This window comes from Nocardia brasiliensis NBRC 14402 (assembly GCF_000308475.2).
GTDB lineage: Bacteria > Actinomycetota > Actinomycetes > Mycobacteriales > Mycobacteriaceae > Nocardia > Nocardia brasiliensis.
Map to the genome: position 1 here is coordinate 32,545 of NZ_BAFT02000058.1, position 26,071 is coordinate 58,615.

The window sequence follows — 26,071 nt, forward strand, 5'->3', positions numbered from 1 at the left end:
TCGGATTTACCGGACCTTTCAGCCCGGTCCGGTAAACGCATTTCAGCCCGGCACCCCAGAGGTGCCGGGCTATCTTGTGCCCCAACACATATGACGAAACCGTCGCTAACGCCCGGACCGCCGCCCGAGCGGCACGCGTAGCACCGCGTCGGTCCCGATGTCCGCACCGGGATGCAGGCCGATCGAACCACCGAGTTCGGCTGTCACCAGGGTCCGCACGATCTGCAGGCCGAGCCGATCCGAGGATTCCAGGCTGAATCCGGCGGGCAGGCCGCGACCGTCGTCGCTGATGATCACATCGAGCCAGCGGGCCGAACGTTCGGAACGGATTGTCACCGAACCGTTCTCGCCCGAATCGAAGGCATGCTCGATCGCGTTCTGCACCAGCTCGGTCAGCACCATCACCAGCGGCGTCGCCCGCTCGGCGGAGAAGACGCCCAGCGAGCCGGCCCGGCGCACCTTGATCCGCGCGGTGTGCACCGTCGCCACATCCGCCATGATCGGCAGCAGCCGGTCGACCACCTCGTCCAGGTCGACCTCTTCGTCCACCGACATCGACAGCATCTCGTGCACCGACGCGATCGAGGTGACCCGGCGCACCGACTCGGTGAGCGCGACCTGCGCCTCCTCGTTCTCGGTCCGGCGGGCCTGCAGGCGCAGCAGCGCGGCGACGGTCTGCAGGTTGTTCTTCACCCGGTGGTGGATCTCCCGGATGGTGGCGTCCTTGCTGAGCAGCGCACGATCGCGCCGCTTGACCTCGGTGACGTCGCGGACCAGCACCGCGGCCCCCGCGAGTTCGCCGTGCGGGCGCAGCACCAGGGTGCGCAGCAGCACGGTCGCGCCGCGCGCCTCCACCTCCATCCGGCGACCGGTGCGCCCGGCCAGCGCGGCCTGGATGTCGCCGACCACCTCCTGCGCGTCGAACGGGTCGGTGATCAGCGACCTGGTCAGCACCGCGAGGTCCTGACCCGCGAGGTCGGCCTGCAAGCCCATCCGGTGATAGGCCGACAGCGCGTTCGGGCTGGCGTAGACGACGATGCCCGCGGTGTCGAGCCGGATGAAGCCGTCGCCCGCGCGCGGGCTGGAGTGGGTGGCCGCGCGGTCCTCGGTGGTCGGGAAGGTGCCGTCGGCGATCATCTGGCACAGGTCGTCCGCGCAAGCGACATAAGCGATTTCGAGGGTGCTGCGGACCCGGGACCGCTGCACGTCGGTGTCCCGGCTGAGCACCGCGATCACGTCGTCGCCGCAGCGCACCGGGATGGCCTCGCGCACCGCGTGCACCGGGGTGGGGTGATAGACGCCGGAGGTCTCCACGTCGTGGTCCGCGCGCACGATCTTGCCGGACATCAACGCGTCGAACACCTGCGGATGATCGGCCTGCAACGCCAGCGTGCCGACCAGGTCCTCCTGGTGCACGGTGGGCGCGGTGGTCGGACGGCACTGCGCGACACACACGATGTCGGCGCCCTGCGCGATCGGTCCGGCGCCGACCCAGAGCAGCAGATCGGCGAAGGACAGATCGGCGAGCAGTTGCCAATCACCCACCACCCGCTGCAAATGGTCCACGGCGACGCCGGGTAAGTCGGTGTGTTCGGCTAGCAGTTCACTGAGGGTCGCCATGGGGTTCTACCGCCGCAATCGCTCAGGAGATCACAGCGATCAGATGGCCCGCCTTGATGGCGTCGCCCTCTTTGACGCCGATCGAGCTCACCGTGCCGCCGACCTCGGCCAGCACCGGGATCTCCATCTTCATCGACTCCAGGATGACCAGGGTGTCGCCCTCTTTCACGACGTCCCCCTCCTTGGCCACGACCTGATAGACCACCGACACCAGCTCCGCCAGCACTTCCTCAGCCATGACACCCCATTCACTCGGTTGGTTCGGACAGCGAGCTCGCCGGGAACGAACGGCCCTGCCGCGCGGCCTGCATCCGCTGGAACTACAGCCAACCACACATGAAACAATGGCCTTCAATCAGAAGGGAGACTACCTATGGGTAAGCGCGGACGTAAGAAGCGTAGTCGCAAGGGCAACGCGGCCAACCACGGCAAGCGGCCCAACGCCTGAGCGTTGTGCTCGGCCGAAAAACGTAGAGCGGCACGCACTTCCCTTGCGGAAGGCGTGCCGCTCTAGTTGTTCCGGCTGTGGTTGTTCGCTAGGAGTCGGCGGCGTCGATCGAGGACTCCACCTTGGTCACCGTGACCGAACGGCGGATCTCGATGGTCAGCCGGTCCCGCAGGCCCTCGGGGGCGCGGTCACCGCCGCATTTGCGGCTCAGCAGACCCTTGATCTTCTCCTCGATGCCGTAGGCCTCGATGCAGGGCGAGCAGTGGTCCATGTGGTGCTGTAACCGGGCACGGGTCTCGTCGTTGCACTCGCCGTCCAGCATCAGCCAGATGTCGGTGAGAACGGCGGTGCAGTCGAGGTCCATGTCGGGGTCCCGCTCAGTCACTGCTTAACCTCCTGGCGTTCCCCCGAACGGTTGAATCCACGCTCGCGCGCCACGTCGGCGAGCAAACCCTTGAGCTGCTTGCGGCCGCGGTGCAGCCGGGACATCACGGTACCGATGGGGGTGCCCATGATGTCGGCGATTTCCTTATATGGGAAGCCCTCGACATCGGCGTAGTACACGGCCATCCGGAATTCCTCCGGCAGCTCCTGCAGCGCGGCCTTGATGTCGTCGTCCGGCAACGCGTCCAGCGCCTCGACCTCGGCCGAACGCAGACCCTGTGACGTGTGCTCGGCGGTTGCCGCCAGCTGCCAGTCGGTGATCTCGTCGGTCGGATACTGCGCGGGCTGGCGCTGCTTCTTGCGGTAGGAGTTGATGTAGGTATTGGTCAGGATCCGATACAGCCAGGCACGGAGGTTGGTGCCCTCTTTGAAGGACTTGAACCCCTGGAACGCCTTGACGTAGGTCTCCTGCACCAGGTCCTCGGCGTCGGCCGGGTTCCTGGTCATCCGCAGCGCGGCACCATAGAGCTGGTCGAGCAGCGGGAGCGCGTCGCGCTCGAACCGCTGGGCCAGCTCCGTATCGTCGACCGCGGCGGCACCGACACCGTCGGTCACCACGTCATCGTCGCTCGTCACACCTGTCCCTTCGATCGCCGTACCTGCCAAATCTACCGGCAACGGCAAGGCGACCGGGAATCCGGCATCCATCGGCGACGTCGTCGTCCGCACCGGACGTTCGTCGAGCAGCAGTGGCACCGGCATCTCCTTCACGTCGTTCACGGGGCCTCATCGGCGGACGGTGGGCTCTTCGTCCCAGCCGGGCGCTGTGTATTCGCTTGCAACATGCGCGACACGTCCTCTGTTCCCACCGCAGCCGCCGCGCGCCGGAAAACCGGTGCCACACGGCCAGGACGCGCCGTTAAGGTGTGCGCCATGGCAGGAGCCTCTACACCGGCGGTGCGTGTGCTGACCAAGGCGCGAGTCGAACACCGCGTGCACGCCTACACCCACGATCCGCGGGCCGACTCGTTCGGGACCGAGGCGGTGGACGCGCTCGCGGACCACCTCGGGGTGGTCGCGGCGCAGGTCTTCAAGACCTTGGTGCTCGAACTGTCCACCGGGACGCTCGCGGTCGCCGTGCTGCCGGTGCCGAACACGTTGTCGCTCAAGGCCGCGGCGGCCGCGCTGGGGGCGCCGAAGGCGAGCATGGCGGACAAGGTGAAGGCCGAGCGGAGCACCGGCTACGTGCTCGGCGGGATCTCCCCGCTCGGACAGCGCAAACCGTTGCCGACCGTGATCGACGACTCCGCCCTGTCCTGGGACCGGATCCTGTGCAGCGCCGGACGGCGCGGGCTCGAGCTCGAGGTGGCCCCCGCCGAGCTGATCCGGCTGGCCGCGGCGGTGACCGCCACGATACGGACGGTGTAAAACCGGGAATTCGCGACAACCTGTGCGTCAATGGACGAGCCAGATTCGTCCGACTCGAGGATGTGATGCGAAATGTCCGCGCCACTGCGTGTGCGCTCCATGATCGTCGCCCTGCTCGGAACCTTCGCCTTGGCCTGCGGCGTGGCGGCGCCGGGCAGCGCCGTGGCCCAGCCGGCCCCGCCCGCCGCGACCCAGATCGATGACAGCGCCACCGAGAGCCCGGACAAGCAGGCCGACAAGGCCGAGAAACTCGGCGGCACCGTGACCACCAAGGTGATCGACCTGGTCACCGGCATCGTGAAATGCGGGTTGAACATCGCGAGCCCGTCGGTGAAGTGCTCGATCTGACCGAGTCCTGCAGGTGACGAGTCGCAGAGCCGAGCGGATCAGAGCAAGCTGATCTGCTCGGCTTCTTCCTTCGCCGACACCGGCGCGAGCAGTTCGGGCCCGTTGTTCTTCACGCTGTTCACCAGCGACGGGACCGGCCGCGCCACGATGCCCGCGATGACCTCCTCGCCGGGCGTCTCCAGCAGGTTCGCGGGCGCGGGGTGGTCCGGATCGAGCCAGGCGTCCCAGTGCTCGCGCGGCATCGGCAGCGGCATCCGATCGTGGATGCGGGTCAGGTCGCCGATCGCGTCGGTGGTCAGGATGGCGCACGACAGCAGCGGCTCGCTGTCGGGCAGCGTGCGATCACGCCAGACCGACCACAGTCCCGCCATGTACAACCGCGAGCCGTCGGCCTGCGCCATGAAGAACGGATGCTTGGCCACCTTGCCCTTGGCGCCCGCCTCGGGTTCGACCACCCATTCGTACCAACCGTCCATCGGCACCAGGCAGCGCCGGTACTTCACGGCGTCGCGGAACGAATTGGTGGTCGCGGCCTTGTCCGCGCGGGCGTTGAACAGCGGCTTGCCCTTCACCGGTACGCCCGGCTCGGCGGCCTTGGTCCACACCGGGATCAGCCCCCAGCGCATCCGGCGCAGGCGCAGCTTCGGCTCGTCGTCCTTGCGACCGTGCTCGTGCCGCTCGACCACGGTGAGGATCTGGGTCGTCGGCGCGACGTTGTAATTGGTGTAGTTGCTCGCGGTGTCGGTCTCATCGATCGCATCCAGCTCGACCGCGAGCCGGCCGGGATCTGTCGTGGTCGCATATCGTCCGCACATATCTCGATACTTCCACCCCGCACCGACAACCTCATGGACAATTGGTCCATAGCTGGTGACCTGTTGAGAGTTTTGACCTAACATTCTCTCAGAGGATGGGGGTTCATCGTGCCCGTCCGCTGACGCATGCGCACCGACCGGCCACCGCCTGGACACCGCGGGCCCCGTCGCCCGAGCATCCACCGGCAAGAGGAGAAGACTCACCGTGACATCCACCGACATCAAACCGGCCGACCACGACACGGCACTCACGTCGGTCAATCCCGCCACGGGCGAGGTCATCGGCACGTACCCGATCGCCGACGAGGCGGCGGTGCGGGCGGCCGTGGCGAAGGCCAGGACCGCCGCCGCCACCTGGGGCGCGCTGAGCTTCGACGAGCGGCGCACCCACCTGCTGCGCTGGTCGAGCCGGCTGGTCGCGGATTCGGACGAATTCTGCCGGCTGATCCACGCCGAGAACGGCAAACCACTCGACGACGCCTTCCTCGAACTGATGCTCGCGCTCGAGCACATCGCCTGGGCGGCCAAGAACGCCAAGAAGCTGCTCTCGCCGAAGAAGGTCGCACCCGGCGCGTTCATGTCGAACTTCGCCGCCCGGGTCGAGCAGCGCCCGCTCGGGGTCGTCGGCGTCATCGGCCCGTGGAACTATCCCGTCTACACCCCGAACGGCTCCATCGGTTACGCGCTGGCCGCGGGCAACACCGTGGTGTTCAAGCCGAGCGAATACTCCACCGGCATCGGCAATTTCCTCGCCGAGGCGTTCGCCAAGGCCAATCCGGAACTGCCCGAAGGCGTGTTCATCAGCATCAACGGTTACGGTGCGACCGGGGCGGCGCTGGTCAAGGCCGATATCGACAAGATCGCGTTCACCGGCTCCACCGCGACCGGCAAGCGGATCATGGCGGCGGCCGCCGAGAACCTGACCCCGGTGCTGCTCGAATGCGGCGGCAAGGACGCGGTGATCGTCGCGGGTGATGCCGACGTGAAGGCCGCCGCCGACGCGGTCGCCTGGGGCGCCACCGCCAACAGCGGGCAGACCTGCGCGGGCGTGGAGCGGGTGTACGTCGACCGGTCGGTGCGCGAGGAATTCGTCGCCGAACTCAAGAAGATCCTGGAGAAGGTCGGCCCCGGCGCGGGCGAGGGCGCGGCGTACGGCCCGATGACCATGCCGAGCCAGATCGACATCGTGCGCAAGCACATCGACGACGCGCTGAAGAACGGCGGCACCGCCGTGCTCGGCGGCCCGGAATCGGTGAAGGCGCCGTTCATCGAACCGGTCGTGCTGCTCGACGTGGACGAGAACTCGCAGGCCGTACAGGAGGAGACCTTCGGCCCGACGGTCACCATCCGGACCGTGAACGGCGTGGACGAGGCGGTCGAGCTGGCTAACAACAACCGGTACGGGCTGTCCTCGGCGGTCTACTCGAAGAAGAACGGGCTCGACATCGCGCGCAGGCTGCACGTCGGAGCCACCTCGGTGAACTCGGTGCTCGCCTTCGCGGCCATTCCCGGCCTGCCGTTCGGCGGCGTCCGCGACTCCGGCATCGGCCGCATCCACGGCGAGCCGGGCCTGCGCGAGTTCTCTCGCCCGCACGCGATCGCGGTGCAGCGCTTCGCGATTCCCGGCATGGCGCTGCTCAGTTACTCGCGTACCCAGTCCACCATGAAGCTGCTGCGCAAGCTGGTCCCCTTCATCCACGGACGGCACAAGTAGCGAACACCGCCCGCGTGTCCGTCGGGGCGAGCTGAGAAGATGGAACACGTGAGTTTCTGGCCAGCGCCCCATGTCGATGTCCCTGTGCACGCGACCGTGACCCTGCCCGGGTCGAAATCGATCACGAACCGGGCATTGATCCTGGCCGCCCTGGCGGACGGGCCCTCGACCCTGTCCGGGGCGCTGCGCAGCCGCGACACCAACCTGATGATCGCGGCGCTCAGTGCGCTGGGCGCGGTCGTCGAGGGTGACGGTGACACGCTCACCGTCACCCCGGCCACGCTGCGCGGCGGCACCGTGGACTGCGGGCTCGCGGGCACCGTGATGCGGTTCCTGCCGCCGGTGGCCGCCCTGGCCGCGGGCGAGGTCGCCTTCGACGGCGACGCGCAGGCCCGGGTCCGCCCGCTCAGCACGATCCTGGCCGCGCTGCGCCACCTCGGCGCCGAAATCGACGGGGACGCACTGCCTTTCACGGTGCACGGCAAAGGCGCGCTGCGCGGCGGCACCGTCACGATCGACGCGTCCGGGTCCTCCCAGTTCGTCTCGGGTCTGCTGCTGTCCGCGGCTCGGTTCGACGAGGGTCTGACCGTGCACCACGACGGCAAGGCGCTGCCCTCGATGCCGCACATCGAGATGACCGTCGAGATGCTGCGCCGCGCGGACGTACAGGTGCAGACGCCTGCGGACAGCCGCCAGGCCCAGACCTGGGTCGTCACGCCGGGCCCGATCCGCGCGGTGGAATGGGATGTCGAACCCGACCTGTCCAATGCGACACCGTTTCTCGCGGCCGCCGCGGTCACCGGCGGCGAGGTGCGCATCCCGCATTGGCCGCGGCTGACCACGCAACCGGGCGACGTGATCCGGGAGATCCTGGTGCGGATGGGCGCCGAGGCACGCATCTTCGACGGCGTGCTCACCGTGCACGGCCCGGATCGGCTGGCCGGCATCGACATCGACCTGCACGACGTCGGCGAGCTCACGCCCACCGTCGCCGCGCTGGCCGCCCTGGCCGACTCCCCCTCCGTGCTGCGCGGCATCGCGCACCTGCGCGGCCACGAAACCGACCGCCTCGCCGCGCTGTCCACCGAGATCAACCGGCTCGGCGGCAAGGTCACCGAGACCGAGGACGGACTCGAGATCGTGCCCGCCACACTGCACGGCGGACGCTGGCACTCCTACGCCGATCACCGGATGGCAACCGCCGGAGCCATTCTCGGCCTGCGCGTGCCCGGCATCGAGATCGAGGACATCGGCACCACCGCGAAGACGCTGCCGAATTTCGTCGCGCTGTGGCAGCAGATGCTCGACTCCACGTCGGCCGATCAGGAGGCGGCGCACTGAGAAAGCGCGAGTACGACGAATCCGACGTCCGGGTGCGCCCGGGCAAGAGTTCGCGACCGCGCACGAAAACCCGTCCGCAGCACAATGATGCCGAACCCGCCATGGTGGTGTCGGTGGATCGGGGCCGCTGGGGCTGTGTGCTCGGCGGGGATCCGGGCAAGCAGATCGTCGCCATGCGGGCCAGGGAACTCGGCCGCACGCCCATCGTGGTCGGCGATCAGGTGGACGTGGTCGGCGACCTGTCCGGCAAACCCGATACGCTGGCCCGCATCGTGCGGGTCACCGATCGCCGAACGGTGTTGCGGCGCACCGCCGATGACACCGATCCGTTCGAACGCATCGTGGTCGGCAACGCCGAGCAGCTGTTCATCGTCGTCGCCCTCGCCGACCCGCCGCCGCGCACCGGTTTCGTCGAGCGCTGCATGGTCGCGGCGTTCGCCGGTGGGCTGCGGCCGGTGCTGTGCTTGACCAAGCACGATCTGGACGCCGCATCCGAATTCGCGGCCGCCTTCGAGGATCTCGATCTCACCATCGTCTACGGCGGGATCGAGGATCCGCTGGAACCGGTGCTCGAACTGCTGCACGATCGGCTCACCGCGTTTATCGGACACTCCGGCGTCGGCAAGTCGACGCTGGTGAATCGTCTTGTGCCGGACGCGTATCGGGCCGTCGGCGCGGTGTCCGGAGTCGGCAAGGGCAAGCACACCTCCACCCAGTCGGTGGCGCTGCCGCTGCCCGCGGGCGGCTGGGTGATCGACACCCCCGGCGTGCGTTCCTTCGGCCTGGCCCACATCACCCCCGACGACGTGGTCGCCGCCTTCAGCGACCTCGCCGCCGCCATCGAGGACTGTCCCCGCGGCTGCACCCACCTCGGCCCGCCCGCCGACCCGGAGTGCGCCCTGGACCAACTCCCGGGCAAAGAGCGCCGCGTCGCCGCCATCCGCGTCCTGCTCAACGCCCTGAACAGCAACGAAAACTATTAGCCGCCAAGCACTCCCGGCTCTACACTGCCGTCCATGCGTTACGTCGATCTGAATGCGACGGTCGGCGAGATCACCGGGGTGATCAGCCCCGAGCCCTACCTGCGGCGGCTGCCCGAGCTGGCCGCCGAGTTACCAAAGGGCGCAAGGGCTTTCGCTACCGATCCGGAGCATTACGACTTCTACGGCAAGCGCTGCGTGAAAGACTTGAAGTTCCTGGACATCCGGGACACCGACACCGGGGTCGAGCTCCGGCTCCGGCACAACTGCTGGAAACACGACGAAGACCTGATCATCCGCTACACCGCGCCGACGGACCGCGTCGTCACGCTCGGCGATCCGGGACGAACCGGATTCCACGAACTGATCCTCGACGAAATCCTGCCGCATCCGGACGGCTGCACTCACGAACTCGTCTTCCACACCGGCACCGTCATGGTCACCTGCGCGGATCTCGCCGCCGACTGGACCGCGGCGGACTGTGCCGACCTGCCGCGGCGCCGGGACCATTGATCAGCTGGGGACCTTCCCCAGTGATCATCTTTCAGTCGGAGAGCGCGGCGCGCGACTGGTCCTGACCGTCGGGCTGGCCGGGCGCGAACGGCCACTCCTCGAACCAGGTGCAGCGGCCCTGGTCGTCGAAGCGCAGTATCCACAGGTCGCGCCAGCGAGCCGGTTGCTCGGGATAGTCGACCTCGGCTCGGACCACCGCGGTGACACCGTCGACGGCGACCACTTCGGGCTCGATCGTGAACGACTCGTCCGGACCGTCGCGACCGGCCTCCCAGAACTTCGCGAGCTCGGGTAGCCCCGTGAGCGGTTCGGCCCACGGGGAAACGAGATATCCGATGTCAGGGGCGAAAAGGTCGCCGAGGTGCTCGGTACCCGGCTCCCGCCAAGCCCGTTCGTACGCGCCGACCCATGCCTGCACTGTGCTCCGGTCCACGCCGGGCCAAGTTACGCCGCTTCCCGCTCCCGCGTGCGCATTCCGCCGCAAATCCCCCACCCCAACGCACCGACCCGCGGGGCCGCGGTCAGCTTCGGCGCCTGATGCAGGCTGATCCGGTTCCCGTCCGGGTCGAACCGGCGGAGCTTCGGCTCCGTACCGAGCCACTGACCGAAATCACCAACTGGGCAACGGGTTTGCTCGTGCCGGAGAAACAGAAAACGCCCCGGGCCGAAGTCCCAGGGCGCTTTCGTGTTCGAGTTATCTCAGTGCCGGCGGCGCGGCTTGGGGGCGCGCTTGGGCTTGGACTGGGCGCGGGCGGCCTCGCGGCGTTCGCGCCGGGTGGTGTTGCCGGTGTCCTCGTCGCCGTACTCCTCGGCGTCGCTGTGCACCGCGCGGCCACCGCCCTCGGTGGGGCCCGAGTAGCTGAAGCCACGACGGTTGGGGTCGTCGATGCCCTTGGCGCGCAAGGCCGCCGGGGCGGCGCTACCGTTGCCGGCCGGGGCCTCCTCGGTGGGCAGCGGACGCGGCGCGGACATCGCGCCGACCGGCGAGCGCAGGCCCGCGTCGATCGAGACGCCCTCGGGCTGCGGCTGCTGCACCTCGACCTGCAGGTTGAACAGGAAGCCGACCGACTCCTCCTTCAGGCCCTCGAGCATCGCCGAGAACATGTCGAAGCCCTCACGCTGGTACTCCACCAGGGGGTCGCGCTGCGCCATCGCGCGCAGGCCGATGCCCTCCTTGAGGTAGTCCATCTCGTAGAGGTGCTCGCGCCACTTGCGGTCCAGCACCGAAAGCAGCACCTGCCGTTCGAGATTGCGCATGCTGCCCTGACCGGCCAGCCCGTCGATCTCGGCCTCGCGCCGCTCGTAGGCGTCGTGCGCGTCGTCGAGCAGCGCGTCCAGCAGTTCCTCGCGGGTCAGGTCACCGGCGTCGCCGACGGCGGTCTCCCCGGTCAGATCCTGGTGCCGGATGCGCACCGGGTACAGCGTCTTGAGCGCGGTCCACAGCTTGTCCAGATCCCAGTCCTCGACGTACCCCTCGGCGGTGGCGCCGTCGACATAGGCGGTGATCACGTCGGTGATCATCTCCTGGACCTGGCCCTCCATGTCCTCGCCGCGCAGGATCCGGTTGCGCTCGCCGTAGATGACGGTGCGCTGCTGGTTCATCACCTCGTCGTACTTGAGCACGTTCTTGCGGATCTCGAAGTTCTGCTGCTCGACCTGGGTCTGCGCGCTCTTGATCGCCTTGGAGACCATCTTGGCCTCGATCGGCACATCGTCGGGCAGGTTGAGCCGGGTCATGATCGCTTCCAGCGCGGCGCCGTTGAAGCGGCGCATCAGCTCGTCACCCAGCGACAGGTAGAACCGCGACTCGCCGGGGTCACCCTGACGGCCGGAACGACCGCGCAGCTGATTGTCGATACGACGCGACTCGTGCCGCTCGGTGCCGAGCACGTAGAGCCCGCCCGCCTCGCGCACCCGGTCGGCGTCGGCCTTGGTCTGCGACTTGACCTGCTCCAGCGTCGGCAACCAGGCCTGCTGGTAGGCGTCCGGCGTCTCCACCGGGTCCAGGCCCTCCTTGCGCAGGATGAGGTCGGCGATGATGTCCGGGTTGCCGCCGAGCACGACGTCGGTACCGCGGCCGGCCATGTTCGTCGCGACGGTCACCGCGCCCGGCCGACCGGCCTCGGCGATGATCGCGGCCTCGTTCTCGTGGAACTTGGCGTTCAGCACGGTGTGCGCGATGCCGCGCTTGGTGAACTGCTTGGACAGGTACTCCGAGCGCTCGACGCTGGTGGTACCGATCAGCACCGGCTGGTCGCGTTCGTGCCGTTCGGTGACGTCGTCGACCACGGCCGCGAACTTGGCCTCTTCGGTCTTGTAGATCAGGTCGGACTGGTCCTGACGGATCATCGGCTTGTTCGTCGGGATCGGGACCACGCCGAGGTTGTAGATCTGGTGCAGCTCGGCGGCCTCGGTCTCGGCGGTACCGGTCATGCCGGACAGCTTGTCGTAGAGGCGGAAGTAGTTCTGCAGCGTGATCGTCGCGAGGGTCTGGTTCTCCGGCTGGATCTCGACGGCTTCCTTGGCCTCGATCGCCTGGTGCATGCCCTCGTTGTAGCGACGGCCCACCAGGATGCGACCGGTGAACTCGTCGACGATGATCACTTCGCCGTCGCGGACGATGTAGTCCTTGTCGCGGGTGTAGAGCTCCTTGGCCTTGATGGCGTTGTTCAGGTAGCTCACCAGCGGCGAGTTGGCCGCCTCGTACAGGTTGTCGATGCCGAGCTGATCCTCGACGAACTCGACGCCCGCCTCGTGCACGCCGATGGTGCGCTTCTTGATGTCGACCTCGTAGTGCAGGTCCTTCTTCAACAGCGGTGCGATGCGCGCGAATTCGGCGTACCACTTGCTGGAGGCGTCGGCCGGGCCGGAGATGATCAACGGGGTGCGCGCCTCGTCGATCAGGATGGAGTCGACCTCGTCGACCACGGCGAAGTTGTGCCCGCGCTGCACCAGATCGTCGAGCGAGTGCGTCATGTTGTCGCGCAGGTAGTCGAAGCCGAACTCGTTGTTCGTGCCGTAGGTGATGTCGGCGCCGTAGGCCACCCGCCGCTGCGCGGGCGTCATGCCGGACAGGATCACACCGACCTCGAGCCCGAGGAAGCGGTGCACGCGGCCCATCCACTCGGAGTCGCGCTTGGCGAGATAGTCGTTGGTGGTGACGATGTGCACGCCGTCGCCGCTGATCGCGTTGAGGTAGGCGGGCAGCACCGAGGTGAGCGTCTTGCCCTCACCGGTCTTCATCTCGGCGATGTTGCCGGTGTGCAGCGCCGCGCCACCCATGATCTGCACCTTGTAGTGCTTCTGGTTCAGCACCCGCCACGAGGCCTCCCGGCCCACCGCGAAGGCCTCGGCCATCAGCGCACCGAGCGGGTCCGAGTGCCCCTCTTCGACCATGTCGGAGTAGCGCTCACGGAACTCGTCGGTCTTGCCGCGCAGCTCGGCGTCGGTGAGCTGTTCGTACTCCGACTCGAGTTCGAGAACCTGGTCGGCGAAGTTGGCGAGCCGCTTGACCATGCGGCCCTCACCAATCCGTAGCAACCTCGTCAGTGTCAGCGCAGGCACGGGTCTCGTCAGTCCTCTGGTCGGTGTGTCAGTCGTGTCGATCGGCGCCGGGCCGAGGGTGGACACCCGGCCGGCGTGCGGGCTCGCGCGCCGGGCGCGGATTCCGCTGCACGGTTCATGGTAATGCGGTGCCGATCGTAGGCGTCGACAAGCAGCGGTGTTCGGTCACACCGCAGGAACGAGCCTGCGTAGTCACCCGGCACCGGGGCACCTGCCGTGTCGTCCGCCCTGGTACTCACAGTACGCGGAACGCGGTCAGCTGCCAGCCCGCCCGATGCAACGCGACCCGCGCGGCGACCGCGAAGATCCGGTGGCCACGTTGGTAGGTGCCGTAGACCTCGGCGGTTTTCGGCCCGGCGGGTTCGACGCCGATCTTGGTCAGCTGCGCGGGCCCGAGGGCGGCGGCCCGCGGTGCGGTCCGGGCCAGCGTCTCCAGCGCGGCGAACACCGACGCGGAGGTCAGCGGCCGCACCTGCGCCACCGCCCGCTTGCCGTCGAGCACCTCGAGCACCAGCCGCAGCGAATTCTCCGCGAATCGATGTGCCGCCGAACCTGTTTCGGTCTCGGTCCCGTACGATGTAAGGCGTCCGTCGTGCCGGGCGCGTCGACCCGCGGCCCGTGCGGAAGACCCGCTGTGTGACGGCATGCGACGGCAGGGCAACGCGGCTCGTGGTGACGAAGCGGCAGATCGTGGCTGCTCCCCGGCCGCGCGATCCCGGTCCAGTGGCGGTTCGATATGTGGCGCGGGCGAAAGCGACGGTCGCCGACTGTGCATCCCATGTCCCCCTGTGATCGAATCGAGTCCCCGAGCTCGAATCAGACAGCCTGCCACGGAAGCCAGGACGGGTAAAGGGGAATGTCGATATCGCCGGATACGCCACAGCGGACGAGCTGAATCGCTGGGGCGACAGCACAATGGGCGTGAGACGGCATCGGAAAAGGAGCACCGGGCAGCGTGATCACGAGACTGACCCCGCAGGACGCGTCCTTCTACCGGCTCGAGTCGAGCAGTAATCCGATCCATATCGGCTCCCTCGCGATCCTGCGGCACACCGATCCCGATTCGGCTGCCCCCGCGCTCGACTACGACCGGCTCGTCGATCTGGTCGAGGCCCGCCTCTCGCTGGTGCCCCGCTATCGCCGCAAGGTGCGCGAGATCCCGCTCGCGCTCGGGCGCCCGGTCTGGGTGGAGGACAGCGCCTTCGACATCACCTATCACATCCGCCGTTCCGCGCTGCCCGCGCCGGGCACCGACGCCCAGCTGCACGAGCTGGTCGCCCGGCTGTCCTCGCGCCCGCTCGACCAGACCCGGCCGCTGTGGGAGATGTACCTGATCGAGGGTCTGTCCGACGGCCGCTGCGCGCTGTTCACCAAGACGCATTCCGCGCTGGTCGACGGCGATACCGCGCTGGAGATCGGGCACGTCGTGCTCGACGCGGGCCCCTCGCCGCGCGAACTCGCCGACGATGCGTGGCGCGCCCCACGCGAGCCCGACGATATGGAACTGCTGCTCGGCGCGCTGACCCACCTGGCCGCGCAGCCGCGCGAAGCACTCGAGGTGGCCCGGCACGCGGGCGGGCAGGCGTTCGCGGTGATCGGCGCCGCCGGGCGGGCGGTGGACTCGGTGGTCACCGCGGTGCGTGCGGCGGCGAGCGGCACCCCGGACAGCCCGCTCAACGCGCGCATCTCGCGCAACCGGCGCTTCGATGTGGTGCGGACCGAACTGGAGGACTACCGCAAGATCCGCAAGCGCTTCGACTGCTCGATCAACGACGTCATCCTCGCGGTGGTCACCGGCGCGTTGCGCAACTGGCTGCTGTCGCGGGGCGAGACGCTCACCGAGCCGACCACGCTGCGGGCCGTGGTGCCGATGTCGGTGTACGTCGACGGGGTGGACGGCGCCCGGCTCAACCCGGCGAGCGAGGTGTCCTCGTTCCTGATCGACCTGCCGGTCGGCGAGCCCAATCCGGTGATGCGGCTCTCGCACATCGCGCACGCCACCGAGGCCAACGGCAGGCAGCGGCGCGGGGTGCGGGCCCGGACCCTGGTCCATCTCGCCGGGTTCGCTCCGGCGAGCCTGCATGCGATGAGTGTGCGTGCGGCGAGTACGTTCGCAGAGCACACGTTCAATCTGGTGATCACCAACGCGCCGGGTCCGCAGACGCCGATGTATATCGGCGGCGCGCGGATGCTGGAGATGTATCCGGTGTCGCCGCTGCTGCGCAACCAGGCCTCGAGCATCGGGATCACGTCCTACGACGGACGGGTCTTCTACGGACTCAACGCCGACCGCGACGCGATGGCCGACATCGGCGTGCTGGCCGCGTCGGTGCGCGATTCCATGGAGGAGATGCTCGGTGCCTGCGTCTGATCAGGAGAAAATGCGGGTCTACATTCCCGCTACGGTGCCGATGCTGCGCGAGCTCGTCGCGAACCGGGAACTACGCCCGGTCGGCGGGACCGCGTTCGCGGTGACCCCGGCGCTGCGCGAGGCCTACGCCTCGGGTGACGACGAGGAGCTGGCCGAGGTGGCGATGGGCGAGGCCGCGCGGGCCTCGCTGCGCCTGCTCGCCGCCGAACGCGACGATCTCGACGAACCGGCCGACGACGCCGAACCGGTGCCCACCGGCCGGCCGGTCTATCGGCGCGCGGTGATCGCCGCCGACGTGACCGGCGCCAAGTTGCGGCCCGATCTCGACGACGCCGTGGTGAAGCTGCCGGGACTGCTGACCTACGACCAGATCGGCAGCGTGCACGTCGACCTGGCCCAGGCCGAACCGGAGGTGGCCAAGGCCGTCGACGTGGTGGACGCCGCGGACCTCGGCGACACCGACGCCGAATTCGTGCTCGGCGACGCCGAGGACCACCAGCTCGCCTGGTATGCCGCGCAGGAACTGCCGTTCCTGCTCGAATTGCTCTGAGCCGCGATCACCGCACCACGGCCCCGAGGCGCTCCCCGGCCGAACCTACGATGCCGTAACCTTGCTGTGGCGTGGGCAGCGCATCCGACGAACAGGAAGACGAACGGCAGCGATGAGCTCGAAAAATGGGGGATTCTCCGTGCGCGGCGTGCGGGAGTGGCTGGAAGCTCCGGCCGCGAGCGTCGCCGAACGCGGCGGCAAGTTGAACGTGCTGCGGGGAGCCGTGGCCCGGGTCACCACCCCGTTGCTGCCGGACGACTACCTGCACCTGGCCAACCCGCTGTGGTCGGCGCGCGAGCTGCGCGGCCGAATCGTGGACGTGCGCAAGGAAACCGCCGACTCGGCCACCCTGGTGATCAAGCCGGGCTGGGGCTTCGACTTCAAATACGAACCCGGTCAGTACATCGGCATCGGCGTGCTCGTCGACGGCCGCTGGCACTGGCGTTCCTATTCGCTGACCTGCCCGCCGAACTGGTCGGACCCGGGCGTCGGCGGTAAACGGGTCATCTCGATCGCGGTCAAGGCGATGCCGGAGGGTTTCCTGTCCAGCCACCTGGTCAGCGGTGTCCCGGTCGGCACCGTGGTGCGCCTGGCCGCGCCGCAGGGCGGTTTCGTGCTGCCCTACCCGCCGCCGGAGCGGGTGCTGTTCCTCACCGCGGGCAGCGGCATCACCCCGGTCATGGCGATGCTGCGGGCGATGGACCGGCGCGATCTGGTCACCGACGTGGTGCACCTGCACTCCGCGCGCACCGCGCAGGACGTGATGTTCGGCGCCGAGCTGCGCGATCTGCACGACCGGTATGCCACTACCCACCCCGCCGACTCCGTCGGCGACCGTCCCCCGGCGAGTTTCACCTCCCACCTGCACCTCACCGGCGAGCAAGGCAAGTTCGCGCTGGCCGACCTGGACACGAAGTTCCCCGACTGGCGCGAGCGCCAGACCTGGGCCTGCGGCCCGGCCGCGATGCTCGACGAGATCGAGCACCACTGGCGCGAGGCCGGCCTGGCCGACCAGTTGCACGTCGAGCGATTCGAGATCGAGCGCTCCGCGGTGGGCGAGGGCGGCACGGTCAGTTTCGGCAAGACCGGGCGGACGGTCGAGGTGGACGGCGCGACCAGTCTGCTGGAGGCGGGCGAGTCGGCCGGCGTGCAGATGCCGTTCGGCTGCCGGATGGGCATCTGCCAAACCTGTGTCGTGACACTGAGTTCCGGCTACGTGCGCGATCTGCGCAACGGCGACGAGCATCGCGAAGGCGACAAGGTGCAGACCTGCATCTCCGCTGCGGCGGGGGACTGCACGCTCGACGTCTAGACGACGCCACGGCGCGCCGGGCAACGCGGCCCGGCGACGACGACACGGCAGCACGGGGCACCCTTGGGTACCCTCGAAGCAAATCGAGTAGGGAAAGGACCCCCGGTGGCCATCACCGATATTCAGGCGTTCGCCCATCTCACGGCGGCCGACATCGAGACACTGGGGCAGGAACTCGATTCGATCCGGCGTTCGGTGGAGCAGTCGCGCGGCGCACGTGACGCGAAGTACATCCGGCGCACCATCGCCGCGCAGCGCGGCCTCGAGGTGGCCGGGCGTGCGGTGCTGTTCGGCAGCCGCAACCGGTGGGCCTGGCTCACCGGCACCGCGTTGCTGTCGGTCGCCAAGATCATCGAGAACATGGAGCTCGGGCACAACGTCAGCCACGGGCAATGGGACTGGATGAACGATCCGGAGATCCACTCCAGCTCCTGGGAGTGGGATATGACGGGGCCCTCGTCGCAGTGGCGGCGGGCGCACAACTACTCCCACCACACCTATACCAACGTGCTCGGCAAGGATGAGGACCTCGGCTTCGGCATCCTGCGGATGACCCGCGACGAGCCGTGGAAGCCGATCCACCTGGTGCAGCCGGTGGCGAACCTGGTGCTCGCGGCCACCTTCGAGTGGGGCATCGCGCTGCACGACTGGAGCATCGAGAAGGAACTGGCCGACACCCCGCGCTGGGAAGTGATGTCGCCGCCGAACGTGGAGTTCGGTCGCAAGATCGCCCGCCAGGTGACCAAGGACTTCCTGCTCTACCCGGCGCTCACCGGCCCGGCGTTCAAGTCGACGCTGAAGGCGAACGCGACCGCGAATCTGATCCGCAACCTGTGGGCCTACGCCGTGATCTTCTGCGGCCACTTCCCCGACGGCGCCGAGAAGTTCACCATCGAACAGCTCGAGGGTGAGACCAGCGGCGAATGGTATCTGCGGCAGATGCTCGGCAGTGCCAATTTCAAGGCGGGTCCCGCCATGGCGTTCATGAGCGGCAATCTCTGCTACCAGATCGAACACCACCTGTTCCCGGACCTGCCGAGCAATCGGTACCCGGAGATCGCGGTGCGGGTGCGCGAACTGTGCGACAAGTACGACCTGCCGTACACCACGGGCTCGCTCGGCAAGCAGTACCTGCTCGCCTTCCGGACCATCCACAAGCTGGCCCTGCCGGACCGCTTCCTGAAGGCCACCTCCGACAACGCGCCCGAGACCTCCTCGGAACGCAAGTTCGCGGGCATCACGCTGCCGTCGCTGCCCAGCGCGGAGACGGCGCACTGGCTCGGCGTCGACCCGGAAACCGGGCAGCGCCGCGGCCTGCGCTCTGCCCTGCGCGAGGCCAAGGTGGTGCTGAAGGAGAAGGCCCAGCAGGAGAAGGAGATGCTGCGCGAGGCCAAGCGCGCCCTCAAGGAGAAGGCCGAGCACGAAAAGGTGGTGCTGCGCGAGGCCACCCAGGCCCTGCAGGACCGAGCCCGCCAAGAGCAGGCTTCGCTGCGCCGAAAGGCCGTACGCGAGAGGGCTTTGTGGCGACTGCGGCGTAGCCGCTAGCCGACCCGGGACACCGGTACCCGCACCCGGGTACCGGTGCGCACTCCGCCTGCCGGGAGACGAAGCACACGGCTTGCGCGGAGCGGGCTCGCGGGTGCAAACCGAGCGTCCGCGTGACTGACGGCCGCGATGGAAGGCTATGCGGGAGAAGGCTTTACGCCGCACTGCGGACGCCGCCCAATTACCATCTTCCGATCGTGTTCGCAATGCGGGATTTGCCACACCGCGGTGGCGCAGCTCGTAACCTACGGTCACGTAACTTACGGTACTGTAACCGCCATGGCGATCTCGGATGTCAAGGAATACGCACACCTCACCGAGGCCGACGTGGAAGCACTCGGCGCGGAGTTCGACGCGATTCGTCGCGATATCGAGGAATCGCGCGGTGCGCGCGACGCGAACTACATCCGTAACGTCATCCGGCTCCAGCGCGCCCTCGAGATCGGCGGCCGCGGCGTCCTGTTCGCCAGCTTCCTACCGCCCGCCTGGATCGCCGGCGTCGCCATGCTCAGCACCGCCAAGATCATCGAGAACATGGAGATCGGGCACAACACCATGCACGGCCAGTGGGACTGGATGAACGATCCGGAAATCCACTCCAGCTCCTGGGAATGGGACAACGCGGGCGCGGCCAAGCACTGGAAGCACACGCACAACTACCTGCACCACAAGTACACCAATGTGCTCGGCATGGACGACGACATCGGCTACGGCCTGCTGCGCGTCACCCGCGACCAGCGGTGGAAGCCGTTCAACCTGGGCAACCCGATCTACAACCTGGTGCTGCAGCTGCTGTTCGAATACGGCGTCTCGATCCAGCACATGGAGCTGGGCAAGCTGGCCGCGGGCCGGTTCAAGCCGGGCACGCCCGAGCGCGCCGAGTTCGACCGCAAGCGCACCGAGGCGCTGACCAAGATGGGCAAGCAGATCCTCAAGGATTACGTGATCTTCCCCGCCCTCACCGGTCCGGCCTTCCTCACCACGCTCACCGCCAACCTGGCCGCCAACGCCATCCGCAACGTGTGGTCCAACGCCGTGATCTTCTGCGGTCACTTCCCCGACGGCGCGGAGAAGTTCACCAAGGCCGATATCGACAACGAGACCAAGGGCCAGTGGTACCTGCGGCAGATGCTCGGCAGCGCCAACATCTCCGGCGGTCCGCTCACCCACTTCATGACGGGCAATCTGAGCCACCAGATCGAACATCACCTGTTCCCCGATCTGCCGAGCAACCGGTACGCCGAGATCGCGGTCCGGGTCCGGGAGCTCGCCGAGAAGTACGACCTGCCCTACACCACCGGCTCGCTGCCGGTGCAGTACTTCAAGGCCTGGCGCACCATCCTCAAGCTCTCGCTGCCGAACAAGTACCTGCGCGACACCGCCGACGATGCGCCCGAGACCGCCTCGGAACGCAAGTTCGCGGGCAACACCGTCGCCACCATCGACCCGGTCACCGGTAAGCGGCGCGGCCTGCGCACCGCCCTCGCCGCCGGACGCCGCCGCCTGAACCGCCGCACCCCCGCATACGCGGGCTGAACCGCCTCCCCCCGCACCCTTTCCGTCCTCTCGCACCCGTTTCCGCTGGGCACAGCGGGTGCGCGAACACGGAAAGGGTGCGTGTTCGTTGCGGCGGACCCGGCTGGTTGACTGAGCGCGTGGGTGCTGACGGTCTGAGTGTTTACGACGCGATCCGGTTGCGGCGCGACGTGCGGGCGGAGTTCACCGGCGAGGTGCTCGACGACAGCACGCTGTGGCGGTTGCTGGAGGCCGCGCACCGGGCGCCCAGCGTCGGTAATTCGCAGCCCTGGGATTTCGTGGTGGTGCGGGACCCGGCCACGCTGCGCGCCTTCGCCGCGCACGTGGCGGACAAGCGCGTCGAGTTCCGCGACGCGCTCCCGCCGGAGCGGGCCGCGACCTTCGAACCGATCAAGATCGAGGGCATCGTCGAGAGCGGCACCGGGATCGTGGTGACCTACGATCCCGGCCGCGGCGGACCGCAGGTGCTCGGCCGCGCCACCATCCCCGAGACAGGCGTCTTCTCCGCGGTGCTCGCGATCCAGAATCTCTGGCTCGCCGCGACCGCCGAGGGCATCGGGGTCGGCTGGGTGTCGTTCTACGCGCCCGAATTCCTCGCCGAACTCGTCGGGCTGCCCCCGGGCGTGCATCCGGTCGCGTGGCTATGCGCCGGACCGGTGCACAGCTTCCAGCAGATCCCCGATCTGGAACGCTTCGGCTGGCGCACCGGGCGTCCGCTGGCCGAGGCCGTGCACCACGAGGTCTACCGAAAGTAGTTCGCTGTATTGCATTTTGATGCACACTCCGGCGCGTCGTGCGGCGTGTCCCAGTGCATCCGCGCAGAATGTCTGCGTCCCCGCGCCACGACCGGAGGCATGGGGGTCGGGGTCGTGGGGTTCAGCTGCTCATCAATTGGGTACGTCCTTGTACGCACCCATCTCGGATGCAGCGTTCTTCGGCTCAGGAGGTTTGCCATGGCCAATGTCGACGCCGTCCGGCTGTCGAACGAGCTTGGCATCGATCTGGCACACGCAATGCTGCGCCTGCGCAGGGAGGGCCGCCCCGGCGAGTCCAACCACGACACGTGCCTGCGGATCATCGCCGACGAGGTCCGCAAACCGCAGACCCCGAAGCGCGACACCCACGTGTTCCGGACACGTCCCGCGGCGGACGGCACATTGCCGCTGCTACCACCCACCCGCGCCCGGCACCGCTGACCCGTACCCGGATCGCCCGAAAAGCGCAGTGCGCCAGCCCGAAGCACCGCGCCGACCGAACGCTGCGCCAGCCCGAAAACTCTGCGCCAACCCGAAAACTCTGCGCCAACCCGAAACCACTACGCCTACCTGAAAGCGCTGCGCCGTCCGGAAACCACTGCGCCAGCCGAAAACGCTGCGCCAACGAGGCACCGCCCCAACCCGGCACCACTGCGCCAACCGAAACGCTGCGCCAGCCTGAAGCACTACGCCAACCCGAAACCACAGCGCCAACCGAAACGCTGGGCCAGCCTGAAGCACTACGCCAGCGAAGCACTGCGCCAGTCCGAAAGCACAGCGCCAGCGAAGCACTGCGCAAGCCCGAGAGCACTGCGCAAGCCCGAGAGCACTGCGCAAGCCCGAGAGCACTGCGCCGACCTGAAAGGCACTGCGCCAGGTGTGATCCCAGGGTGGGCGCTCACCAGCGCAGCACGACCTCGTGCTCGTTGTCCAGGATCCGTCCCGTCGGCACGAAACCCAGCGACCGATAGAACCCCGCGGGACTGCCCGGCCCGGTCGCGTAGCTGGTGTACAGCTCGCGTGTGCCCTGCGCCGTCAGCCGATCGATGAGCGCGCGCAGCGCCGCCCGCCCGATCCCGCGTCCCTGCGCCGGGCCCGCGACCATGAAGCGCCACAGGAAAACACCCCGCAGGTCGGGGTGGTCCTCGTCCAACCCGAGATGCACCATCAGGAATCCGGCGGGCGCCTCGTCGGCGTAGACGGCGCGAAACCACAGGCAGTCCGAAAAGTGGGCCTCGGCAATGGAAATGCCGTTGTCGATCACCATGGGACGCTGCTGCGCGCTCAGCGTCTCACTCAAACTGCATACCGCGTAGAGGTTCTCGCGGTCGATACGGCGCAGCTCGATGCGCCGCGGCGCGGCCCCGGTCGATTCGGTCATACACCTTGGTACTGCGCCGACCGGGGCCCGCTCAACCGGTTTTCGGTCAGACCCGTTCCAGCACGGCCGAGGCGCCGATGCCGCCCGCGGCGCAGATGCCGAGCAGCGCGGCGTTCTTACCGGTGCTGGCCAGTTCGTTCGCCATCGTGGTCACCATTCGCGCGCCGGTGGCGCCGAACGGGTGACCGAGCGACACCGAACCGCCGTGCACATTGAGCTTGTCGATATCCACCTCGCCGACGGCGGTTTCCCGGTCGAGCCGCGTCTTGGCCCACTCGGCGCTGGCCAGCGCCGACAGCACCGAGAGCGTCTGCGCCGCGAAAGCCTCGTGGATATCGACGAAATCGATGTCGCCCAGCGACATTCCGGCCTTGTCCAGCGCCCGCGGCATGGAGATCGCCGGGCCGATCAGCACCTGGTCGGTGGGGTCGACACTGACGTAGCTCCACGAGCGGAAGGCGGCAAGCGGCCGGTAACCGAGCGCGGCGGCCTTCTCCTCGCTCATCAGCAGCACGGCGGACGCGCCGTCGGTGAGCGGGCTGGCGTTGCCCGCGGTCACCGTGCCGTTTTCGGCGAAAACCGGCTTCAGTTTCGACAGTTTTTCGATGCTGGTGTTGCCGCGGACCAGTCCGTCGCGGTCGATCTCGACGCCCTCGGGCGTGCGGACCCGCAGCACCTCGTCGTCGAACCGGCCCGATTCGATCGCGGCGGCGGCCCGATTATGCGAGCGGGCGGCGAACTCGTCCTGGTCGGCGCGGCTGATGCCGTGGATGCGGGCCATCTTCTCGGCCGACTCCCCCATCACCTCGCCGGTGGTGCGTTCGGCGATCTTCGGCCGGCTCGGCAGGATATCGGTGAACGGCGCCAGCTGGCGGATCGCGGTCAGGTAATCCTTCGGCTTCGGTTTGCCCAGCGCCAGCGGCGCCGCCGCGTGCACCACCGACTGCGGCAGTTTCACCTCGGCGTTGGAGGTGGAATCGCTGCCGCCGGCGATCATGATGTCGTATTCGCCGCGCTCGATCGCGGCCACGGCGGAGGTGACCGCCTGCAGGCCGGACGCGCAGGCCCTGGTCACGGTGTGGCCCTCGCAGCCGGGGTCGAGCGCGAGGTCCAGGGCGATCTCACGGGCGATGTTCGGCGCCGCGCTGGGCAGGATGACCCCGCCCCAGACGATGGCCTCTACCTGGGCGCCGGGGCAGCCCGGTGCGCTCCAGCAGGCCCCGGACCGCGGCATCGGCGAGCGCGATGGAATCCATCCGGGTGTATCCGGTGAACGCACGCACGAACGGCGTGCGCGCACCGGACACGATAACGGCACGGCGAGCAGCCTTGGTGGCCATGCGATTTCCTTTCGAGAGATCTATGGCCACCAAACTTACTCCTAAGTAAGTTCACCGTCGACCCCCTTCGCCGACGGTGACCCGTGCGCAGCAGCGGCGATCCCCTCCACCGTCGCTGAAACCCGGCCTGCCACGCGCCGTTGCGCAACAGACCGGAGGCGCCCGTTCCGACGAACGCCCCTGCTCGTCCCGGAACACTCCGCAAGACCGATGTCGGCTGAAACTTCGGCGCGTCAGAACAGTAGCAATATTTCTACTGATTTTTCAAACCTTTTCTATTGGTTTGCTTTCTGTCGCGGTCGGGCTCTACTCTGAAGCTCACTATGCATAGCCCTTCGGAGCTGTCGCGGCGCCAGAAGCGATTCGGCCGAATCATCAAGGAGCGCCGGGACGAGCTCGGCCTCACGCAGTTACAGATCGGCGACCTCGGGGGACCTTCGGCACCGACGATTCGCAAGATCGAAGACGGCGACGCCGCGATCAGCACGACCACGCTGAACAAACTCGATGCGCCGCTGCGCTGGCTCCCGGGGAGCGCCGCGCGCACCTACGCGGGCGGCACCCCGGCCGCCGACGAGCCCGCACCCGCCGCGCGGCAGCCCGGCGAGTCCGTCGTGGCCGGGCCCGATTCGATCCGCTTCGAACTGGCCGACCTCACCGGTCTGCTCGCGGCCGCGGGCCGGCTCAACGACGCGGTCGAACACGGCCGGACCACCCACCCGCAGGTGGTCGCCGCGATCAGCGAACTCAACCAGGTGGTTTCCAAGCTGTCGGCCCGCTACGCGACCGCCATGCTGGAACGCAACGGCGGCCCGGGCAGGCAGCTGCACCCGCTCGTCGAAATGGCCTTCGCGCACCTGCTCGAGGTGCCCGCGGAGACCAGCGACACCACCGAACTTCACGAACGGCGATACCGGCGCTGGCTGGCCGGACGATCAGAGGACGTCGATGCTGCGACAGAAGCACAGTTCCGGGCACGCTGGCTGGCGGCCAACGTGGACACGACCGCGAGTCGAAACGGCGGGTACTGAGGTGACGGAGAAGACCGACGACGCGCCGAGCGGCGCGACTCTCACGCTGAGTCACAAGATCAATCGACTGTTCGCCGTCGTGCATCCGCGCTCGGCCCCCGAGCGCAGCACCGCGACCGTCGCCGAACAAGCCGGCGAGTACCTCAGCCGGGTCATCACGCCGAGCTACCTGGAACGCCTGCGCGGCGGCGAGTTCGACGGCGAGATTCCCGGCACGACAGTCGAACTCGACGTGCTCGCGGCGATCGCGCAGAGCTTCGGCGTCGCGGCCGACTACCTGACCACCTCGGGTCCGACGGCCAGCGCGATCGACCGGGAACTCGAATTGCTCGCCACCATGCGCGACGCCAACGTCTCCAGCATCGCCCTGCGCGGTTCGAATGTGGACCAAGCGATCCTGGCCCGGATCATCGAGAGCACGGACCGCACCTGACCGACGAGTCAGTCGGTAACATCGTGACCTACATGGGGGCACTGAGCTTGCTGTAGGAGTGAAATCGCATGGCCATGCAGGCCCGGTTCCGGAACCTGACCCGGGATGTCCCGATACCGCACCCGTGGAAGCTGTCGAGCTATCTCGACGATGTCGCCGCCTATCGCGGCCGGCCCATCAGCCTGGTGCCGATCGATACCGCGCTGCTCGCGGGCACCGGCTGCGGCACCGGCAGCGGACTGTGGATCGCCAAGCACGACAGCGACGTGATCGTCTACGGCGCCGACACCACCGAGTGGCATGCCGAGCACATCATCGTGCACGAACTCGGCCATATGCTGCTCGGCCACGGCCCGGAACAGCCCACCGAGGGCGGGCCGGAGCCGACCGCCCCACCGTCGCCGCGGTCGCGGAACTGCTGCCCTCCATCTCCCCCGAATCCATCGCGCACGTGCTCGGCCGCACCGACTACGGCACCAGCCGGGAACGCGACGCGGAGACCTTCGCCGATATGGTCATGCTGCACGCCATGCGCCCGCCTCGTCGCGATTCCCTGCTGCACCGGACGTTCTTCCGCGATCGTCGCCGGTGAGCGCACCGCGGCGCGACGAGCGGATTGTCGTGCGGGAAACGGAGATACCGATCAGGTCAGCGTCTCCGGG

The 26,071-nt window shown here is 68.2% G+C and carries 27 protein-coding genes and 1 pseudogene; 17 read left to right on the forward strand and 11 right to left on the reverse strand.

The genetic code is table 11. The annotated features are described in order from the left end of the window. Positions 1–105: 105 nt before the first annotated feature. Positions 106–1,620, reverse strand: coding sequence for a sensor histidine kinase (locus TY25_RS19100; RefSeq protein ID WP_042258126.1), 1,515 nt, complete (start codon positions 1,618–1,620; stop codon positions 106–108). A gap of 22 nt (positions 1,621–1,642) precedes the next feature. Next, complete coding sequence (locus TY25_RS19105) at positions 1,643–1,858, reverse strand: biotin/lipoyl-binding carrier protein (protein WP_014987787.1); 216 nt, start codon at positions 1,856–1,858, stop codon at positions 1,643–1,645. A 135-nt stretch (positions 1,859–1,993) separates the two neighbouring features. On the opposite strand from TY25_RS19105, the gene TY25_RS44780 reads away from it, so the two are divergent. After that, complete coding sequence (locus TY25_RS44780; protein WP_022597109.1) at positions 1,994–2,068, forward strand: 50S ribosomal protein bL37; 75 nt, start codon at positions 1,994–1,996, stop codon at positions 2,066–2,068. 88 nt (positions 2,069–2,156) lie between these two features. Here the strand turns inward: TY25_RS44780 and rsrA are convergent, their stop codons facing one another. Both rsrA and TY25_RS19115 read right to left on the reverse strand, forming a co-directional pair. Next, positions 2,157–2,453, reverse strand: a complete 297-nt coding sequence (gene rsrA / locus TY25_RS19110; RefSeq protein WP_014987788.1) for a mycothiol system anti-sigma-R factor — start codon at positions 2,451–2,453, stop codon at positions 2,157–2,159. Further along, positions 2,450–3,160, reverse strand: coding sequence for a sigma-70 family RNA polymerase sigma factor (locus tag TY25_RS19115; protein WP_280443126.1), 711 nt, complete (start codon positions 3,158–3,160; stop codon positions 2,450–2,452). The genes rsrA and TY25_RS19115 overlap by 4 nt, the downstream gene beginning before the upstream one ends. Before the next feature lie 225 nt (positions 3,161–3,385). Between TY25_RS19115 and ybaK the strand changes: the two genes are divergently transcribed. Beyond that, entirely contained in the window at positions 3,386–3,880 is a 495-nt protein-coding gene (gene ybaK, locus TY25_RS19120; RefSeq protein WP_042258129.1) for a Cys-tRNA(Pro) deacylase, read from the forward strand. Between the two features lie 72 nt (positions 3,881–3,952). Further along, positions 3,953–4,228 carry a hypothetical protein gene (locus tag TY25_RS19125; protein WP_042258131.1) on the forward strand — a complete coding sequence of 92 codons (276 nt, stop codon included), beginning with the start codon at positions 3,953–3,955 and terminating at the stop codon, positions 4,226–4,228. A 38-nt stretch (positions 4,229–4,266) separates the two neighbouring features. On the opposite strand, the gene TY25_RS19130 is transcribed toward TY25_RS19125, so the two are convergent. After that, on the reverse strand, positions 4,267–5,043 hold the full coding sequence (locus TY25_RS19130) for an SOS response-associated peptidase (RefSeq protein ID WP_042258133.1): 777 nt from the start codon (positions 5,041–5,043) through the stop codon (positions 4,267–4,269). A 205-nt stretch (positions 5,044–5,248) separates the two neighbouring features. Here TY25_RS19130 and TY25_RS19135 point away from each other — a divergent pair, with 205 nt between their 5' ends. The 4 genes from TY25_RS19135 to TY25_RS19150 are packed head-to-tail and all read left to right on the forward strand — an operon-like array spanning position 5,249 to position 9,591. Next, a complete protein-coding gene (locus tag TY25_RS19135; RefSeq protein ID WP_042258135.1) occupies positions 5,249–6,757 on the forward strand; it encodes an aldehyde dehydrogenase family protein in 1,509 nt (502 codons plus the stop codon). A 39-nt stretch (positions 6,758–6,796) separates the two neighbouring features. After that, positions 6,797–8,098 carry a 3-phosphoshikimate 1-carboxyvinyltransferase gene (aroA, locus tag TY25_RS44140; protein WP_042258136.1) on the forward strand — a complete coding sequence of 434 codons (1,302 nt, stop codon included), beginning with the start codon at positions 6,797–6,799 and terminating at the stop codon, positions 8,096–8,098. Then, positions 8,095–9,081 (forward strand): ribosome small subunit-dependent GTPase A, encoded by a 987-nt coding sequence (rsgA, locus tag TY25_RS44145; RefSeq protein ID WP_042258170.1) that lies wholly within the window; start codon positions 8,095–8,097, stop codon positions 9,079–9,081. The genes aroA and rsgA overlap by 4 nt, the downstream gene beginning before the upstream one ends. Before the next feature lie 33 nt (positions 9,082–9,114). Next, a complete protein-coding gene (locus TY25_RS19150; RefSeq protein WP_042258137.1) occupies positions 9,115–9,591 on the forward strand; it encodes a hypothetical protein in 477 nt (158 codons plus the stop codon). Positions 9,592–9,622: 31 nt separating this feature from the next. Here TY25_RS19150 and TY25_RS19155 read toward each other — a convergent pair whose 3' ends face one another. The 3 genes from TY25_RS19155 to TY25_RS44685 all read right to left on the reverse strand — a co-directional run bounded on the left by TY25_RS19155 (position 9,623) and on the right by TY25_RS44685 (position 14,179). After that, on the reverse strand, positions 9,623–10,024 hold the full coding sequence (locus TY25_RS19155; protein WP_042258140.1) for a nuclear transport factor 2 family protein: 402 nt from the start codon (positions 10,022–10,024) through the stop codon (positions 9,623–9,625). 266 nt (positions 10,025–10,290) lie between these two features. Beyond that, positions 10,291–13,155 carry a preprotein translocase subunit SecA gene (gene secA / locus TY25_RS19160; protein ID WP_081868963.1) on the reverse strand — a complete coding sequence of 955 codons (2,865 nt, stop codon included), beginning with the start codon at positions 13,153–13,155 and terminating at the stop codon, positions 10,291–10,293. 235 nt (positions 13,156–13,390) lie between these two features. After that, a complete protein-coding gene (locus tag TY25_RS44685; RefSeq protein WP_369405386.1) occupies positions 13,391–14,179 on the reverse strand; it encodes an Rv3235 family protein in 789 nt (262 codons plus the stop codon). Here TY25_RS44685 and TY25_RS19170 point away from each other — a divergent pair. The 7 genes from TY25_RS19170 to TY25_RS19200 all read left to right on the forward strand — a co-directional run bounded on the left by TY25_RS19170 (position 14,111) and on the right by TY25_RS19200 (position 21,665). Beyond that, the gene (locus tag TY25_RS19170) at positions 14,111–15,526 is read left to right on the forward strand and encodes a WS/DGAT/MGAT family O-acyltransferase (protein WP_042258143.1); all 1,416 of its coding nucleotides are present in this window, start codon (positions 14,111–14,113) and stop codon (positions 15,524–15,526) included. The two genes, TY25_RS44685 and TY25_RS19170, sit on opposite strands and share 69 nt — an antisense overlap. Positions 15,527–15,536: 10 nt before the next feature. Next, the gene (locus tag TY25_RS19175; RefSeq protein ID WP_014987801.1) at positions 15,537–16,076 is read left to right on the forward strand and encodes a DUF6912 family protein; all 540 of its coding nucleotides are present in this window, start codon (positions 15,537–15,539) and stop codon (positions 16,074–16,076) included. A gap of 112 nt (positions 16,077–16,188) precedes the next feature. Then, positions 16,189–17,388: a ferredoxin reductase gene (locus TY25_RS19180; protein WP_042258144.1), complete on the forward strand. Its 1,200-nt coding sequence runs from the start codon at positions 16,189–16,191 to the stop codon at positions 17,386–17,388. Between the two features lie 105 nt (positions 17,389–17,493). Continuing rightward, on the forward strand, positions 17,494–18,933 hold the full coding sequence (locus tag TY25_RS19185; RefSeq protein WP_042258145.1) for a fatty acid desaturase family protein: 1,440 nt from the start codon (positions 17,494–17,496) through the stop codon (positions 18,931–18,933). Between the two features lie 279 nt (positions 18,934–19,212). After that, positions 19,213–20,469: a fatty acid desaturase family protein gene (locus TY25_RS19190; protein ID WP_042258146.1), complete on the forward strand. Its 1,257-nt coding sequence runs from the start codon at positions 19,213–19,215 to the stop codon at positions 20,467–20,469. Between the two features lie 134 nt (positions 20,470–20,603). Next, positions 20,604–21,224 (forward strand): 5,6-dimethylbenzimidazole synthase, encoded by a 621-nt coding sequence (gene bluB, locus TY25_RS19195; RefSeq protein WP_042258172.1) that lies wholly within the window; start codon positions 20,604–20,606, stop codon positions 21,222–21,224. Between the two features lie 198 nt (positions 21,225–21,422). Beyond that, a complete protein-coding gene (locus TY25_RS19200; RefSeq protein ID WP_042258147.1) occupies positions 21,423–21,665 on the forward strand; it encodes a hypothetical protein in 243 nt (80 codons plus the stop codon). Between the two features lie 457 nt (positions 21,666–22,122). Here TY25_RS19200 and TY25_RS19205 read toward each other — a convergent pair whose 3' ends face one another. Together TY25_RS19205 and TY25_RS19210 are read right to left on the reverse strand one after the other, a co-directional pair. After that, entirely contained in the window at positions 22,123–22,605 is a 483-nt protein-coding gene (locus TY25_RS19205; protein ID WP_042258148.1) for a GNAT family N-acetyltransferase, read from the reverse strand. A 46-nt stretch (positions 22,606–22,651) separates the two neighbouring features. Further along, a pseudogene (locus tag TY25_RS19210) lies at positions 22,652–23,945 on the reverse strand (acetyl-CoA C-acyltransferase). Positions 23,946–24,268: 323 nt separating this feature from the next. On the opposite strand from TY25_RS19210, the gene TY25_RS19215 reads away from it, so the two are divergent. Both TY25_RS19215 and TY25_RS40630 read left to right on the forward strand, forming a co-directional pair. Next, a complete protein-coding gene (locus tag TY25_RS19215; protein WP_029897372.1) occupies positions 24,269–24,976 on the forward strand; it encodes a helix-turn-helix domain-containing protein in 708 nt (235 codons plus the stop codon). Between the two features lies 1 nt (position 24,977). Further along, positions 24,978–25,409 carry a hypothetical protein gene (locus TY25_RS40630; RefSeq protein WP_052383069.1) on the forward strand — a complete coding sequence of 144 codons (432 nt, stop codon included), beginning with the start codon at positions 24,978–24,980 and terminating at the stop codon, positions 25,407–25,409. 8 nt (positions 25,410–25,417) lie between these two features. Here TY25_RS40630 and TY25_RS44150 read toward each other — a convergent pair whose 3' ends face one another. Beyond that, positions 25,418–25,759: a hypothetical protein gene (locus TY25_RS44150; RefSeq protein WP_052383070.1), complete on the reverse strand. Its 342-nt coding sequence runs from the start codon at positions 25,757–25,759 to the stop codon at positions 25,418–25,420. A gap of 101 nt (positions 25,760–25,860) precedes the next feature. Here TY25_RS44150 and TY25_RS44155 point away from each other — a divergent pair, with 101 nt between their 5' ends. Next, a complete protein-coding gene (locus tag TY25_RS44155; protein ID WP_236639129.1) occupies positions 25,861–26,001 on the forward strand; it encodes a hypothetical protein in 141 nt (46 codons plus the stop codon). Positions 26,002–26,071: the final 70 nt, after the last annotated feature.